The organism is Streptococcus sp. Marseille-Q0941 (genome assembly GCF_943736975.1).
Taxonomy (GTDB): Bacteria; Bacillota; Bacilli; order Lactobacillales; family Streptococcaceae; genus Streptococcus.
Map to the genome: position 1 here is coordinate 114,633 of NZ_CALSFO010000006.1, position 13,502 is coordinate 128,134.

Here is a 13,502-nt window from a genome sequence, read left to right on the forward strand (position 1 = left end):
ATGTTTCGATTAACCAATAAGTTGGCCATATCCAACTTAATCAAAAACCGTAAACTCTATTACCCTTTTGCTTTGGCTGTCATTTTGGCAGTCACTATCACCTATCTCTTTTACTCTCTAACCTTCAATCCCAAGATTTCGGAAATCCGTGGAGGTGAAACGATTCAAGCTACTCTAGGATTTGGTATGTTTGTCGTCACCCTTGCGTCAGCCATTATCGTCCTTTATGCCAATAGTTTTGTTATGAAAAACCGCTCCAAGGAGTTGGGGATTTATGGTATGTTGGGCTTGGAGAAGCGTCATCTGATCAGTATGACCTTTAAAGAGTTGGTGCTATTTGGAATTCTAACTGTTGGAGCAGGTATCGGTATTGGAGCCTTGTTTGACAAGTTGATTTTCGCCTTCTTGCTTAAACTGATGAAATTAAAGGTTGAGATGGTCGCTACCTTCCAGATGAAAGTTGTCATTACAGTACTTGTTGTCTTTGGTTTGATTTTCCTAGGCCTCATGTTTCTGAATGCCCTTCGAATCGCCCGTATGAATGCCCTCCAGCTCTCGCGTGAGAAAGCAAGCGGAGAGAAAAAAGGTCGCTTCCTTCTTCTCCAAACCATTCTTGGTTCCATTAGCTTAGGGATTGGCTATTATCTTGCCCTTACAGTAAAAGATCCTCTTACAGCCCTAACAACATTTTTCCTAGCTGTTTTGCTGGTTATCTTTGGTACTTATCTTTTGTTCAATGCAGGGATTACAGTTTTCCTTCAAATCTTAAAGAAAAATAAAAAATACTATTACCAACCAAATAATCTCATCTCAGTGTCCAACTTGATTTTCCGTATGAAGAAAAATGCGGTTGGACTAGCAACTATCGCAATTTTGTCAACAATGGTTTTAGTAACCATGTCAGCAGCAACAAGCATTTTCAATGCCTCAGAAAGCTTTAAAAAAGTGATGAATCCGCATGACTTTGGGATTACTGGACAAAATGTTAAAAAAGAAGACTTGGACAAACTCTTGAGCCAGTTTGCAAGTGACAAAGGTTATAGTGTTAAAGAGAAAGAAGTTCTTCGTTACAGTAACTTTGGTGTTGCAAATCAAGAAGGAACCAAGTTAACCATTTTTGAAAAAGGACAAAACCGTGTCCAACCAAAAACAGTTTTCATGGTATTTGACCAAAAAGATTATGAAAATATGACTGGTCAAAAACTTTCTCTATCAGGCAATGAGGTCGGACTCTTTGCTAAGAATGATGGACTAAAAGGACAGAAAAACCTAACTTTAAATGACCATCAATTTTCTGTAAAAGAAGAATTTACTAGAGATTTCATTGTTAACCATGTCCCAAATCAGTTTAATATTTTTACTGCTGATTACAATTATCTTGTTGTTCCAGATTTACAAGCCTTTTTGGACCAATTCTCAGATTCGGCTATCTATAATCAGCTTTACGGTGGTATGAATGTAAATATCAGTGAAGAAGAACAAATCAAGGTCGCTGAAGAATATGAAAAATACTTACAAAAGTTTAATGCTCAATTAAACACTGAAGGTAGCTATGTGTATGGTAGCAATCTAGCAGATGCTAGTGCTCAAATGAGTGCCCTCTTTGGCGGTGTCTTCTTTATTGGTATTTTCCTATCCATTATCTTTATGGTCGGAACCGTTCTGGTCATCTACTATAAACAAATTTCTGAAGGATATGAAGACCGTGAGCGATTTGTTATCCTGCAAAAAGTTGGCTTAGACCAAAAACAAATCAAGCAAACTATTAACAAGCAAGTTTTGACTGTCTTCTTCCTACCGCTAATCTTCGCCTTCCTTCACTTGGCATTTGCTTATCATATGCTGAGCCTGATCCTCAAGGTTATCGGCGTTGTCGATACAGCTATGATGTTGACCGTAACATTATCTATCTGTGGCGTCTTTGCTTTAGTCTATGTACTAATCTTTATAATTACTTCAAGAAGTTATCGTAGAATTGTTCAAATGTAAAAACAGAAACATCAAAAAAGAGAGTGAGACAGAAATCGTTAATTCGGTAGAATTCGATTTCGTCGTCCCACCTCCGCACAGTTGAGTAGGGCTGTAAAAGCTGATGAAATCAGCGTAGTAGAGCCCACTCAACCACTGCGTCTTTCTCGACAATCCAAAGACAATTGAGAGGCTAGGACTTTTGTCCCGGCCTCTTTTTTAGTAGCTAGGATTTTGTCCTAGGTTTTATCTCTTATTTCTCAACACGAGATTTGTTGGCGATATCAGCTAGGATTACCGCTACAAACTCATCATATTTAAACATTAAAACGGTATTCACTTTCAGAGGAGATATCGTTTTTCTTCTTCGGATAAGGATACAAAAATTTCTTCCTTTCTCTATCTTTTATATTAATTGATTTCTTCAGAGAAAGGCTGTAAAATTTTTGATATAATATCAAGGATGGACTGATGGATATTTAAAAGATAATGTTCAAAAGAATGACAGATGAGAATTAAGAATATGTCAGTTTGGACAGAAGTCTCTCTACCATCATCCATGCAGCAACAAGATTATATGAAATAAAAGGAGTAACCAATGTCCGGAAACTATTCAACACGTGAATTCCGCGAGAAACTATATGATGACCTTCATGTTCGATTAAGAGATACAGTGATTTTGATGTGTGCGATTTTTATTGCCTCTATAGGTCTAAATATGAATTCAACAGCTGTCATTATTGGAGCCATGCTGATTTCCCCTCTTATGACATCGATTGTTGGACTCGGATTTGGTTTAGCTATTTTTGATACGCGTTTAATCAAGCAATCTCTAGAGGTTTTATTTACTCAAGTATTGGTCAGCTTGCTTGTCTCGACTCTATATTTCTGGATTTCTCCCTTATCTTATGCAAGTAGCGAGTTGATTGCACGAACCTCTCCAACCATTTGGGATGTTCTCATTGCTATTGCGGGTGGGATAGCAGGTTTCATTGGTTCAAGGAAAAAAGAAGCAAACAATATCGTACCAGGAGTAGCCATCGCAACAGCTCTGATGCCACCTATCTGCACTGCAGGATATGGTTTAGCTAATGGAAATGTACGATTTTTATTTGGGGCTCTTTATCTTTTCTTGATCAACTGTGTCTTTATCATGCTAATCAACATTGTTGGAACAAGAATTATGATGAGAAAATCTCCCTTAAGTTCATTTAAAGAGCTAAACATTAAAATGAGAATTGGGTTGATCTCCTTGATTGTATTATTGGTTCTTCCAGCCAGCTATTCAGCAGTCACTCTGACGATGGATCAAGCACGAAAAGAAGGGATTAAACAGTTTGTAGGCAAAGAGTTCGCCAATCATACGATCATTAATCAAGTCTACAAATCAAGTAATAATGAATTGGTCTTGACAGTTGTTGGAGATCCGATTTCAGAAGAAGAATTAGAAACCATTCGTCAAAAGCAGGCCTCTTACGGTATTCAATCTGTTCAATTGAAAGTCAATCAAGTTCATAATTCGACAAAATTAGATAGTGAGACGACTAAGGAATTTTACGAAATCATTAACCAGTATATCGATCAAAAACTCTCTGAAAAAGATTCACAAAAAGACCTCGTAAAAGAAAAAGAAGCAGACAAGGACTGAGGATAGTCAACTTATCTAACTCATGGAAGCAAATCTTGGGAGGATATCCTATATCCAAAAGTTAATAGATAGAAAGGATTGTTGATGAGGATACTATTTGTGGTGGTTTGATCAATCACTACTAACTCAGGTTAAACAAAATATAAAAAAGCAACAACTATTTCAGTTGTTGCTTTTTCTTACTGAAAAATGTTTCTCAGACTGTGATCGTCTTATTTCTCAACGCGTGATTTGTTAGCAATATCAGTTAGGATAGCTTGCACAAAGTCATCAACTGAGACAGTTTGTGTTTCTTTTTGTCCATAGCGACGAACGTTGACAGTTCCGTCTTCCATTTCCTTATCCCCAACGATCAATTGGTAAGGGATCTTGCTGGTTTGAGAAGCGCGGATCTTGAATTGCATTTTTTCATTGCGCTCATCTACGTCTGCACGAACCCCACGGTCACGGAGTTTCTTCGCCACTTCCCAAGCGTAGTCAACGTGTTTCTCGTTATATACTGGGATGAGGGTTACTTGATGTGGTGCAAGCCATGTTGGGAAGGCACCCTTGTAGTTCTCAATCAAGATAGCTGTGAAGCGTTCCATAGTTGAGATAACCCCACGGTGAATCATAACTGGACGGTGTTCTTCACCATCAGCTCCGATGTATTTGAGGTCGAAGCGTTCTGGAAGCAAGAAGTCAAGTTGGATAGTCGAAAGGGTTTCTTCTTTACCAAGGGCTGTCTTAACCTGGATATCCAATTTTGGACCATAGAAGGCTGCTTCACCTTCAGCTTCAAAGTAGTCCACACCCATTTCATCAAGGGCAGCACGAAGCATGGTTTGGGCATTTTCCCACATCTCATCGTTGTCAAAGTACTTGTGAGTATCTTGAGGGTCACGAAGAGAGAGGCGGAAGCGGTATTCAGTCAAGTTGAAGTCTTCATAAACATCGATAATCAACTGAAGGGCACGTTGGAATTCTTCTTGGATTTGTTCTGGGGTAACGAAGAGGTGGCCGTCGTTGAGAGACATTTCACGTACACGTTGAAGACCTGTGAGGGCCCCTGATTTTTCGTAGCGGTGCATCATCCCGATTTCAGCGATACGGATTGGCAATTCACGGTATGAGTGAACATGGTGTTTAAAGACTTGAATGTGGTGTGGGCAGTTCATTGGACGAAGGACAAATTCTTCACCGTCTCCCATATCCATAGTAGGGAACATGTCTTCTTGGTAATGATCCCAGTGACCAGAAGTCTTGTAAAGTTCTACAGAAGCAAGCGGTGGAGTGTAAACGTGTTGGTAGCCAGAAGCCAACTCCTTGTCGACAATGTAGCGTTCTAATTCACGACGGATAGTCGCCCCATTTGGCAACCAGAATGGAAGTCCTTGTCCAACCTCTTGAGAAATCATGAAGAGATCAAGCTCTTTACCAAGTTTACGGTGGTCACGCTCTTTAGCTTCTTCACGCATTTGAAGGTAGTTCTTCAAGTCTTTCTTGTCAAACCAAGCTGTACCGTAAATACGTTGCATCATAGCATTGTCGCTATTTCCACGCCAGTAGGCACCAGCTACATGGAGAAGGTGGAAGATTTGGATACGGCCTGTTGATGGGACATGAGGACCACGGCAAAGGTCTACATACTCACCTTGACGGTAGATGGTCAAGCCACCCTCGTCTTCTGAGTGTTCTTCAATTAATTCAAGCTTGTAAGGATCATTTTTGAAGATTTCACGGGCTTCATCTTTGGTTACTTCTTCACGAATAGATGGGAAGTTTTCTTTAACGATTTTTTGCATTTCTTCTTCGATACGAGGAAGGTCTTCGTTAGAGATTTGACCAGCTGTGTTGTCAGTATCGTAGTAGAAACCATCTTCGATAGCTGGACCAACACCCAAGTGAATGTCTGGGAAAAGACGACGAGCGGCTTGTGCAAACAAGTGAGCAGCTGAGTGACGCAGGATGTCAAGAGCGTCTTCGTGATCAGGTGTCACGATTTCAATGCTTCCATCTTCAGTGATCGCTCGAGTAGTGTCGATGAGTTTGCCGTTAAATTTACCAGCAAGAGCTTTTTTAGCTAGAGAATTGCTGATGGATTGAGCAATTTCAAAAGTTGTAACGCCAGATTCGAATTCACGAACAGCGCCATCTGGGAAAGTAATTTTAATCATGGTTTTCTCCTTATATTAGTTATTCATTATTTCTAAAGCAGAAGTGTGTCCTTATTTTTTAGTCTTAAATCAAGAAAAACAAAAAGCGACATCCTAAAAAGGACGTCGCAACGTGGTTCCACCTTCATTTATGTTCCTCAAAAAAGAGGGACACCTCTGATTGGCTCTAACGTGGCCACCGTTTTATGTTTGCATAAAAGTCAGTAGAGTAGTATCAGTATAGTCTTCCTATGCGTTCTCAGCAACCACGCACTCTCTAAAAGAAAGATTCTAAGTGACTTGTCTCTATGCATTATTATAGCATGATTGCGAGATTTTTCAAGGATTTTGTGAAAGTTTTTTGTTTTTCAGTTTTTGAACTAGATTTTTAATAGCCGCACCGACAGCCATACCTACTATGGCAAAGATTTCATAGGCTAAAAAGTAAAACCAGATAAATTCCTTAAAAGTTATGACGGTAAAGCAATAGAGTAATCCAATCCCCAGTAACCACCAAAGTGAGAAACGGAAACGGTAGCTATAGAGTAGCGATACGATAAAGATTACTAAAGGTGTATAGAAGAGAATATTGTTTACATAGAGTGCCTTGAGTGTAAGGGAGTCAGAAACGACTCGAAAGACCAACTCGTAAAATGGCCAATAAAAGAAAAATATGACCAAATAGTAGGGGAGACATTGCGAGAATTTACGCATGGTAATCACCTCTCTTTTCAAGATGTCAACTTAGATATTCTTCCTATAACTATTATAGCACTTTTGTGGTAAGAATAGTAAATCAGTTGACAAAGAACTTAGTTATTGGTAGAATAAGAAATGTCGTAAAGACAAATAACTTCTTCTTGGTTACAGGCATGCCAACCTGTCACTCGGATGAAGCCAAATAAAAAGGAGAAACATCATGGCAATCTCAAAAGAGAAAAAAAATGAAATCATTGCACAATATGCACGTCACGAAGGTGATACAGGTTCAGTAGAGGTTCAAGTTGCTGTCCTTACTTGGGAAATCAACCACCTTAATGAACACATCAAACAACACAAAAAAGACCACGCTACTTACCGTGGATTGATGAAGAAAATCGGTCGCCGTCGTAACTTGCTTGCATACTTGCGTAAAAATGACGTTAACCGTTACCGTGAGTTGATCAACTCTCTTGGACTTCGTCGTTAATCTTGCGTCTAAAACGTTTCTATACTTCGTTGGCTTCGCCTCGATGTACCATCAGTACAATCTTCGGCTTGCCGCCTAGTCTACAAACGTTTTATCCAGCAAGAATCAAGCTCTCTGACTTCAGAGGGCTTTTTGTTTTTTTCAAGTGCTTAGGCCGTGTTAAATTGTGCACATCTTTAAAATAAGGCTACTATAGTTGAGTAGCTTTTTATTTTTGTCACTTTACCTCGATATACTTAAGTATTATCTTCGATTATGGTTCCTAGCACTGTAAGGTAAAATAAACCAGATCATCTCCCTTAGCGAAAATTTTTTTGTTTCACTAGGATTTTATCCCGAGTTCAAATGAACTCTCTGACTTCAGTGAGCTTTTTATTTTTGCCACCTTACCTTAATTGGTCTAAATGACAATGTTACAGTAATGGATGAAAATATGGTATAATCATAAGATAGATAGAATCGAGGAAATTATGTCATTTACACAATTTAAATTTAAAAAATATATAGAAGAAGCATTGGAGGAGTTGAAGTTTACGACTGCTACCGAGGTGCAGGAAAAGTTGATTCCGATTGTTTTAGCAGGTCGTGACTTGGTTGGTGAATCCAAAACAGGTTCAGGGAAGACTCACACTTTCCTGTTGCCGATTTTCCAACAATTGGATGAAAAAAGCGATAGTGTACAGGCAGTTATCACAGCTCCGAGTCGTGAATTGGCAACGCAGATTTACCAAGCGGCTCGTCAGATTGCTGCCCACTCAGAAGTTGAAATTCGTGTCGTTAACTACGTTGGTGGTACGGATAAGGCTCGTCAGATTGATAAGCTCGCGAGCAATCAGCCCCATATTGTTATCGGAACGCCAGGTCGGATTTATGACTTGCTCAAATCTGGTGATTTGGCTATTCACAAGGCCAAGACCTTCGTTGTCGATGAAGCCGATATGACCTTGGATATGGGATTCTTAGAAACAGTTGATAAGATAGCAGGAAGCCTTCCTAAGGACCTGCAATTCATGGTCTTTTCAGCGACTATCCCACAAAAGTTGCAACCATTCTTGAAAAAATACTTGTCCAATCCTGTCATGGAGAAAATCAAGACCAAAACGGTTATCTCAGACACCATTGATAACTGGTTGATTTCGACTAAGGGTCGTGATAAGAATGCTCAGATTTATGAGTTGACTCAAGTCATGCAGCCATATCTAGCCATGATTTTTGTCAATACTAAGACTCGTGCAGATGAATTACATACATACCTAACAGCTCAAGGCTTGAAGGTGGCTAAGATTCATGGAGATATTGCACCTCGTGAGCGTAAACGTATCATGAATCAGGTCAAAAATCTTGATTTTGAGTATATCGTAGCAACTGACCTAGCTGCGCGTGGGATTGATATTGAGGGTGTCAGCCACGTTATCAATGATGCCATTCCTCAAGACTTGTCCTTCTTTGTCCATCGTGTTGGACGAACTGGGCGTAACGGTCTACCCGGTACAGCTATTACCCTTTACCAGCCTAGTGATGACTCTGATATTCGTGAGTTAGAGAAATTAGGAATCAAGTTTGTACCTAAGGTGGTTAAAGACGGAGAATTCCAAGATACTTATGATCGTGATCGTCGTGCCAATCGTGAGAAGAAACAGGATAAGCTTGATATTGAAATGATTGGCTTGGTTAAAAAGAAAAAGAAGAAAATCAAGCCAGGCTATAAGAAGAAGATTCAATGGGCCGTTGATGAAAAACGTCGGAAGACTAAGCGAGCAGAAAGTCGTGCCCGTGGACGTGCAGAACGTAAAGCTAAACGCCAAACATTTTAAAGACAAAAATGGAGCTGAATGGCTCTTTTGCTAAATTTCAAGTTCAAGTTAGCCAGCAAGCAGTCTTTTCTGGGTGACTTGTAGTCCAAGCATTTTTTAGGATAGTTATTAATCCAATTTTCGATGAAGGCGACCTCCTTAGGAGTCGTTTTCTTAGTTCCTTTAGGTAACCATCTACGAATGAGCCTATTGTGATTCTCATTAGTTCCCCTTTCCCAAGAGGCATAGGGGTGTGCATAGTAGATATGCTCCTTAGAAAACACATCAGACAGGCGGTTGAATTCCGTTCCATTATCTGCCGTGATGGAAAGAATCCTGTGTTGTCTTAAGATGAGTTTTAGAACCCGATTGACAGACTCAGCGCTTTTATTGGGAATTAATCGAATAATTTGGTGTCTGCTCCTTCTATCCGTCAAGACCAGCAAGCAGCAGTTTTTCGCTATTGTCAGTAGGACCGTATCAATCTCATAATGCCCATTCTCCAATCGAAGATTGATAGCTTTAGGATGCTGTTCAATGGATTGACCAGCAGGTTTAAAGTTGGGGCTAGCTTGTTTCTTGACAGTTTTTCCTTTTCTAGGATAAAGGAGGTTCTGTTTGGTTAGTCCCAATTTCCCATGATGAATCCAGTAGTAGCTAGACATTGTAGGACTGTACCACGCTTGATTTCATTGTGGATGGTCTGAGGAGCTTTTCCAAGGAGAGAGGCGATTTCTCTATTTGATTTTCCTTCATTTTTCCATCGTTCGATTAAACGACGGCTATGGATTGTCAAGTGTTTAGCTTCTGTAGTATAATTGTTTTGCATCTCTGTGCCTTTCTTGTGTTTGTGGCGAACAACAAGTATAACACAGAGGTGGTTTCTTATGCCTATAACTAGATTTCATTTGACAACAGGTTCCCTTGAAGATGTTCGGTCAGCTAAACTAAGGCTAGACTTAGCCTTGGCTAGCGAGCCTAATATCTCCAAGCCTATTATCAAATGAAATCAGGAGCTAACTATAAGCTAGTTAAATCATTACATTTTTAGGAAAGTTGGGTGGCTAACTTCATTATAGAATTTTTATCCATCTTCTTTTTTTCATTTTTATCTTTTTTCTCTTGCTATCTACTAGCTTTTCTAGTATAATAGTTAATTGTGAGCAAACCTCACTTACCCCTTGCAAAGTCTTGGGGTCATTAGACCAAAAGGAGGAACATATCAATGGCTAAATACGAAATTCTTTATATCATTCGTCCAAACATTGAAGAAGAAGCGAAAAACGCTTTGGTAGCACGTTTTGACTCTATCTTGACTGACAACGGTGCAACTGTTGTTGAATCAAAATCATGGGAAAAACGTCGTCTTGCATACGAAATCCAAGATTTCCGTGAAGGACTTTACCACATCGTTAACGTTGAAGCAAACGATGACGCAGCTCTTAAAGAGTTTGATCGTCTTTCAAAAATCAACGCTGACATTCTTCGTCACATGATCGTCAAACTTGACGCGTAAGAAGGTAAACTATGATTAACAATGTTGTACTTGTAGGGCGTATGACACGTGACGCTGAGTTGCGTTATACCCCATCAAATGTAGCAGTTGCGACTTTTACTCTTGCAGTAAACCGTACATTCAAGAGTCAAAATGGCGAACGTGAGGCTGATTTCATCAATGTCGTTATGTGGCGCCAACAGGCTGAAAATCTTGCTAACTGGGCTAAAAAAGGCTCTCTTGTTGGGATTACAGGCCGTATTCAGACTCGTAGTTACGATAACCAGCAAGGACAACGTGTCTACGTAACAGAAGTCGTGGCTGACAATTTCCAAATGTTGGAAAGCCGTAGCGTGCGTGAAGGACATACAGGTGGGGCTTATTCTGCATCAACTGCTAGTTATACAGCACCTACACAATCAGTACCTGACTTTTCACGTGATGAAAATCCATTTGGAGCAACAAATCCATTGGATATTTCAGATGATGATTTACCATTCTAATGGACAATTAAAACTATAAAGGAGAAAAAACATGGCTCAACAACGTCGTGGCGGATTCAAACGCCGTAAAAAAGTTGATTACATCGCAGCAAACAAAATTGAATATGTTGATTACAAAGATACTGAGCTTCTTAGCCGTTTCGTTTCAGAACGTGGGAAAATCCTTCCACGTCGTGTAACTGGAACTTCAGCGAAGAACCAACGTAAAGTAACAACAGCTATCAAACGCGCTCGCGTAATGGCTTTGATGCCTTTCGTAAACGAAGATTAAAAAAAGGGGTCCAGCGGACCTCTTTTTCAGACCCCAACGGGTCTTTTTTCTTTCTATAAACGTGCTATAATGATAGTAGGAATTTTTAAAGGAGCATCTTATGAAGGGAAATGCTATTATTAGAAAAATGATTGAATCGGATATCCAACACCTGTCCCAAGGTTTTATCAATCAAGGTTGGCCAAGTAGAGAGGAGATTTTAACTCAATATTTTAAGGAGCAGGAAAGTGGAGAGAGAGGAATCTTAGTTGCAGAGATTGTTGGTGCTGTAGCGGGCTACATTACCATTTTACCAACTGCTAAGCAGGGTCCCTTTGCTGGAATGGCTCCAGAACTTTCAGATTTCAATGTCTTTGAATCCTTTCAAAATCAAGGTATTGGCAATCTCTTGATAGAAGAAGCAGAAAATCGAGTAAAGCTTATATTCGATAAGGTGACGCTTGGTGTTGGACTCCATTCAGGGTATGGAGCTGCCCAGAGATTGTACATCAAAAGAGGCTATATTCCAGATGGTTCAGGCGTTTGGTATCGAAACCAACCTTTGGAAATGAATGCCACTATTCAAAATAATGATGATTTAGTTCTTTACTTATCCAAGGAATTAGAATAAGAGATAGCGAATTTCTTTGAAGATAGGGGATTTCTCTACTTTATGGTATAATGGAAAGAGTGATGGAAAAGAGGTAGAGAGATGGATGCAAAATTAAAATACAAGGCAAAGAAGATTAAAATCGTCTTTTTTGATATCGATGATACCTTGCGTACGTCAAATACGGGCTTTATTCCGGCGACAATTCCCACTGTCTTTAAACAGTTGCGGGAGAAAGGGATTTTAACAGGTATTGCCTCTGGGCGCGGTATTTTCGGTGTTGTTCCAGAAATTCGAGAGCTCGAACCGGACTTTTTTGTAACCTTAAATGGTGCCTATATTGAAGATAAAAAAGGTCAAATCATTTATCAGCATCAGATTGCTAAAGAAGATGTGGAAGAATACATCGCTTGGACAAAACAAGAGGGGATTGAATATGGTTTAGTTGGCAGTCATGACGCCAAACTCTCCACTCGAACAGAACTGATCAGTGAGGCAATTGATCCGATTTATCCAAACTTGGATGTGGATCCAGATTTTCATGAAAAAGTAGAGATTTATCAGATGTGGACCTTTGAGGAAAAAGGAGATAACTTGCACTTGCCAGATTCTTTGTCGGATAAACTTCGCATGGTGCGTTGGCATGTACATTCATCTGATATCGTGCCTATTTCAGGTTCAAAAGCCACAGGTGTAGCCAAGGTGGTGGAGCATTTAGGCTTGAAACCAGAGAATGTCATGGTCTTTGGGGACGGTCTTAATGACTTGGAACTCTTTGAATATGCAGGCATTAGCATCGCTATGGGAGTTTCCCATGAAAAAATCAAAGAAAAAGCAGATTATATTACAAAAACAGTAGAAGAAGATGGCATTTTTGATGCCTTAGAAGGATTTGGTATGGTAGAAAAAGAATTGCATTTCCCACAAGTAGACATTGAAACAGTAGAAGGTCCGTTTGCGACTATTAAGACAAATCACGGAGACTTGCGTATCAAGCTTTTCCCTGAGCAGGCTCCCAAAACAGTAGCAAACTTTGTTTCGCTTTCAAAAGACGGTTACTATGATGGTGTGATTTTCCACCGAATTATCAAGGACTTTATGATCCAAGGTGGAGACCCCACTGGTACTGGTATGGGTGGTGAGTCGATTTATGGCCAAGCTTTTGAAGATGAATTTTCTGAAGAACTCTATAATATCCGTGGCGCTCTTTCTATGGCCAATGCAGGTCCAAATACCAATGGAAGTCAGTTCTTTATCGTGCAAAACCAACACTTGCCATACTCTAAGAAAGAGATTGCGCGTGGTGGTTGGCCAGAACCAATCGCTGAGATTTATGCAGAGCAAGGCGGAACACCTCACCTTGACCGTCGCCATACTGTTTTTGGGCAATTGGTAGACGCAGAATCTTTTGCGGTCTTGGATGCCATTGCAGCTGTTGAGACTGGTGCAATGGATAAGCCAGTTGAAGATGTGGTTATTAAAACGATTGAAATTGAGGACTAGGATGAAAATTGGTGATAAGCTAAAGGGGCGTATTACAGGAATCCAGCCCTATGGTGCCTTTGTCGAATTAGAGACAGGGGTGACAGGGCTGATTCACATCTCGGAAATCCGTACGGGATTTATTGAGAATATCTATGATATTTTAAAAATTGGTGATGAAGTCCAGGTACAGGTGGTCGATTTTGATGAATATACAGGGAAGGCTAGCCTTTCTATTCGTACTTTGGAAGAAGAAAAACATCAACTGCCTAGATGTAGACGTTTTTCAAATGATCGTATTAAGCATGGTTTTGCACCGCTTGGTCGCATGATGCCTGTTTGGACAAGGGAAGCCTTGGAGCATTTGAAGAAAAATAGTCAGTGATGTCCTCTAAACAGTTTATGATGTTATTATATTTTTCTATAATA

General features: G+C 39.9%; 12 protein-coding genes and 1 pseudogene. 10 read left to right on the top strand and 3 right to left on the bottom strand.

Annotated elements, in window-relative coordinates:
* Both NGI26_RS07015 and NGI26_RS07020 read left to right on the top strand, forming a co-directional pair.
* The gene (locus tag NGI26_RS07015) at positions 1-1,989 is read left to right on the top strand and encodes an ABC transporter permease (protein WP_251938148.1); all 1,989 of its coding nucleotides are present in this window, start codon (positions 1-3) and stop codon (positions 1,987-1,989) included.
* 577 nt (positions 1,990-2,566) lie between these two features.
* The gene (locus NGI26_RS07020) at positions 2,567-3,616 is read left to right on the top strand and encodes a DUF389 domain-containing protein (protein ID WP_251938150.1); all 1,050 of its coding nucleotides are present in this window, start codon (positions 2,567-2,569) and stop codon (positions 3,614-3,616) included.
* A gap of 212 nt (positions 3,617-3,828) precedes the next feature.
* Here the strand turns inward: NGI26_RS07020 and thrS are convergent, their stop codons facing one another.
* Both thrS and NGI26_RS07030 read right to left on the bottom strand, forming a co-directional pair.
* A complete protein-coding gene (thrS, locus tag NGI26_RS07025) occupies positions 3,829-5,772 on the bottom strand; it encodes a threonine--tRNA ligase (protein WP_251938153.1) in 1,944 nt (647 codons plus the stop codon).
* A 318-nt stretch (positions 5,773-6,090) separates the two neighbouring features.
* On the bottom strand, positions 6,091-6,465 hold the full coding sequence (locus NGI26_RS07030) for a hypothetical protein (protein WP_251938154.1): 375 nt from the start codon (positions 6,463-6,465) through the stop codon (positions 6,091-6,093).
* A 205-nt stretch (positions 6,466-6,670) separates the two neighbouring features.
* Here NGI26_RS07030 and rpsO point away from each other — a divergent pair, with 205 nt between their 5' ends.
* Both rpsO and NGI26_RS07040 read left to right on the top strand, forming a co-directional pair.
* Positions 6,671-6,940 (top strand): 30S ribosomal protein S15, encoded by a 270-nt coding sequence (gene rpsO / locus NGI26_RS07035; RefSeq protein WP_001018251.1) that lies wholly within the window; start codon positions 6,671-6,673, stop codon positions 6,938-6,940.
* A 470-nt stretch (positions 6,941-7,410) separates the two neighbouring features.
* The gene (locus tag NGI26_RS07040; RefSeq protein WP_251938156.1) at positions 7,411-8,754 is read left to right on the top strand and encodes a DEAD/DEAH box helicase; all 1,344 of its coding nucleotides are present in this window, start codon (positions 7,411-7,413) and stop codon (positions 8,752-8,754) included.
* Here the strand turns inward: NGI26_RS07040 and NGI26_RS07045 are convergent.
* Positions 8,751-9,562: pseudogene (locus NGI26_RS07045) on the bottom strand (IS30 family transposase). The gene NGI26_RS07040 and the pseudogene NGI26_RS07045 overlap by 4 nt on opposite strands.
* Before the next feature lie 396 nt (positions 9,563-9,958).
* Here NGI26_RS07045 and rpsF point away from each other — a divergent pair.
* From rpsF to NGI26_RS07075, 6 genes are all read left to right on the top strand, one after another.
* Positions 9,959-10,249, top strand: coding sequence for a 30S ribosomal protein S6 (gene rpsF / locus NGI26_RS07050; protein WP_001151782.1), 291 nt, complete (start codon positions 9,959-9,961; stop codon positions 10,247-10,249).
* Between the two features lie 11 nt (positions 10,250-10,260).
* Positions 10,261-10,731, top strand: a complete 471-nt coding sequence (ssbA, locus tag NGI26_RS07055) for a single-stranded DNA-binding protein SsbA (protein WP_251938158.1) — start codon at positions 10,261-10,263, stop codon at positions 10,729-10,731.
* A 31-nt stretch (positions 10,732-10,762) separates the two neighbouring features.
* The gene (gene rpsR, locus NGI26_RS07060; RefSeq protein WP_000068664.1) at positions 10,763-11,002 is read left to right on the top strand and encodes a 30S ribosomal protein S18; all 240 of its coding nucleotides are present in this window, start codon (positions 10,763-10,765) and stop codon (positions 11,000-11,002) included.
* A 100-nt stretch (positions 11,003-11,102) separates the two neighbouring features.
* Positions 11,103-11,612, top strand: coding sequence for a GNAT family N-acetyltransferase (locus tag NGI26_RS07065; protein WP_251938160.1), 510 nt, complete (start codon positions 11,103-11,105; stop codon positions 11,610-11,612).
* A gap of 81 nt (positions 11,613-11,693) precedes the next feature.
* Positions 11,694-13,094 (top strand): bifunctional Cof-type HAD-IIB family hydrolase/peptidylprolyl isomerase, encoded by a 1,401-nt coding sequence (locus NGI26_RS07070; RefSeq protein WP_251938170.1) that lies wholly within the window; start codon positions 11,694-11,696, stop codon positions 13,092-13,094.
* Position 13,095: 1 nt separating this feature from the next.
* Positions 13,096-13,458: a S1 RNA-binding domain-containing protein gene (locus tag NGI26_RS07075; protein WP_251938172.1), complete on the top strand. Its 363-nt coding sequence runs from the start codon at positions 13,096-13,098 to the stop codon at positions 13,456-13,458.
* The last annotated feature ends 44 nt before the right edge of the window (positions 13,459-13,502 follow it).

Bases quoted from the DNA above. Each gene is read 5' to 3' on its own strand.
- NGI26_RS07015 (WP_251938148.1), top strand. From the start codon at position 1: ATGTTTCGATTAACCAATAAGTTGGCCATATCCAACTTAATCAAAAAC.
- NGI26_RS07020 (WP_251938150.1), top strand. From the start codon at position 2,567: ATGTCCGGAAACTATTCAACACGTGAATTCCGCGAGAAACTATATGAT.
- thrS (WP_251938153.1), bottom strand. From the start codon at position 5,772: ATGATTAAAATTACTTTCCCAGATGGCGCTGTTCGTGAATTCGAATCT.
- NGI26_RS07030 (WP_251938154.1), bottom strand. From the start codon at position 6,465: ATGCGTAAATTCTCGCAATGTCTCCCCTACTATTTGGTCATATTTTTC.
- rpsO (WP_001018251.1), top strand. From the start codon at position 6,671: ATGGCAATCTCAAAAGAGAAAAAAAATGAAATCATTGCACAATATGCA.
- NGI26_RS07040 (WP_251938156.1), top strand. From the start codon at position 7,411: ATGTCATTTACACAATTTAAATTTAAAAAATATATAGAAGAAGCATTG.
- rpsF (WP_001151782.1), top strand. From the start codon at position 9,959: ATGGCTAAATACGAAATTCTTTATATCATTCGTCCAAACATTGAAGAA.
- ssbA (WP_251938158.1), top strand. From the start codon at position 10,261: ATGATTAACAATGTTGTACTTGTAGGGCGTATGACACGTGACGCTGAG.
- rpsR (WP_000068664.1), top strand. From the start codon at position 10,763: ATGGCTCAACAACGTCGTGGCGGATTCAAACGCCGTAAAAAAGTTGAT.
- NGI26_RS07065 (WP_251938160.1), top strand. From the start codon at position 11,103: ATGAAGGGAAATGCTATTATTAGAAAAATGATTGAATCGGATATCCAA.
- NGI26_RS07070 (WP_251938170.1), top strand. From the start codon at position 11,694: ATGGATGCAAAATTAAAATACAAGGCAAAGAAGATTAAAATCGTCTTT.
- NGI26_RS07075 (WP_251938172.1), top strand. From the start codon at position 13,096: ATGAAAATTGGTGATAAGCTAAAGGGGCGTATTACAGGAATCCAGCCC.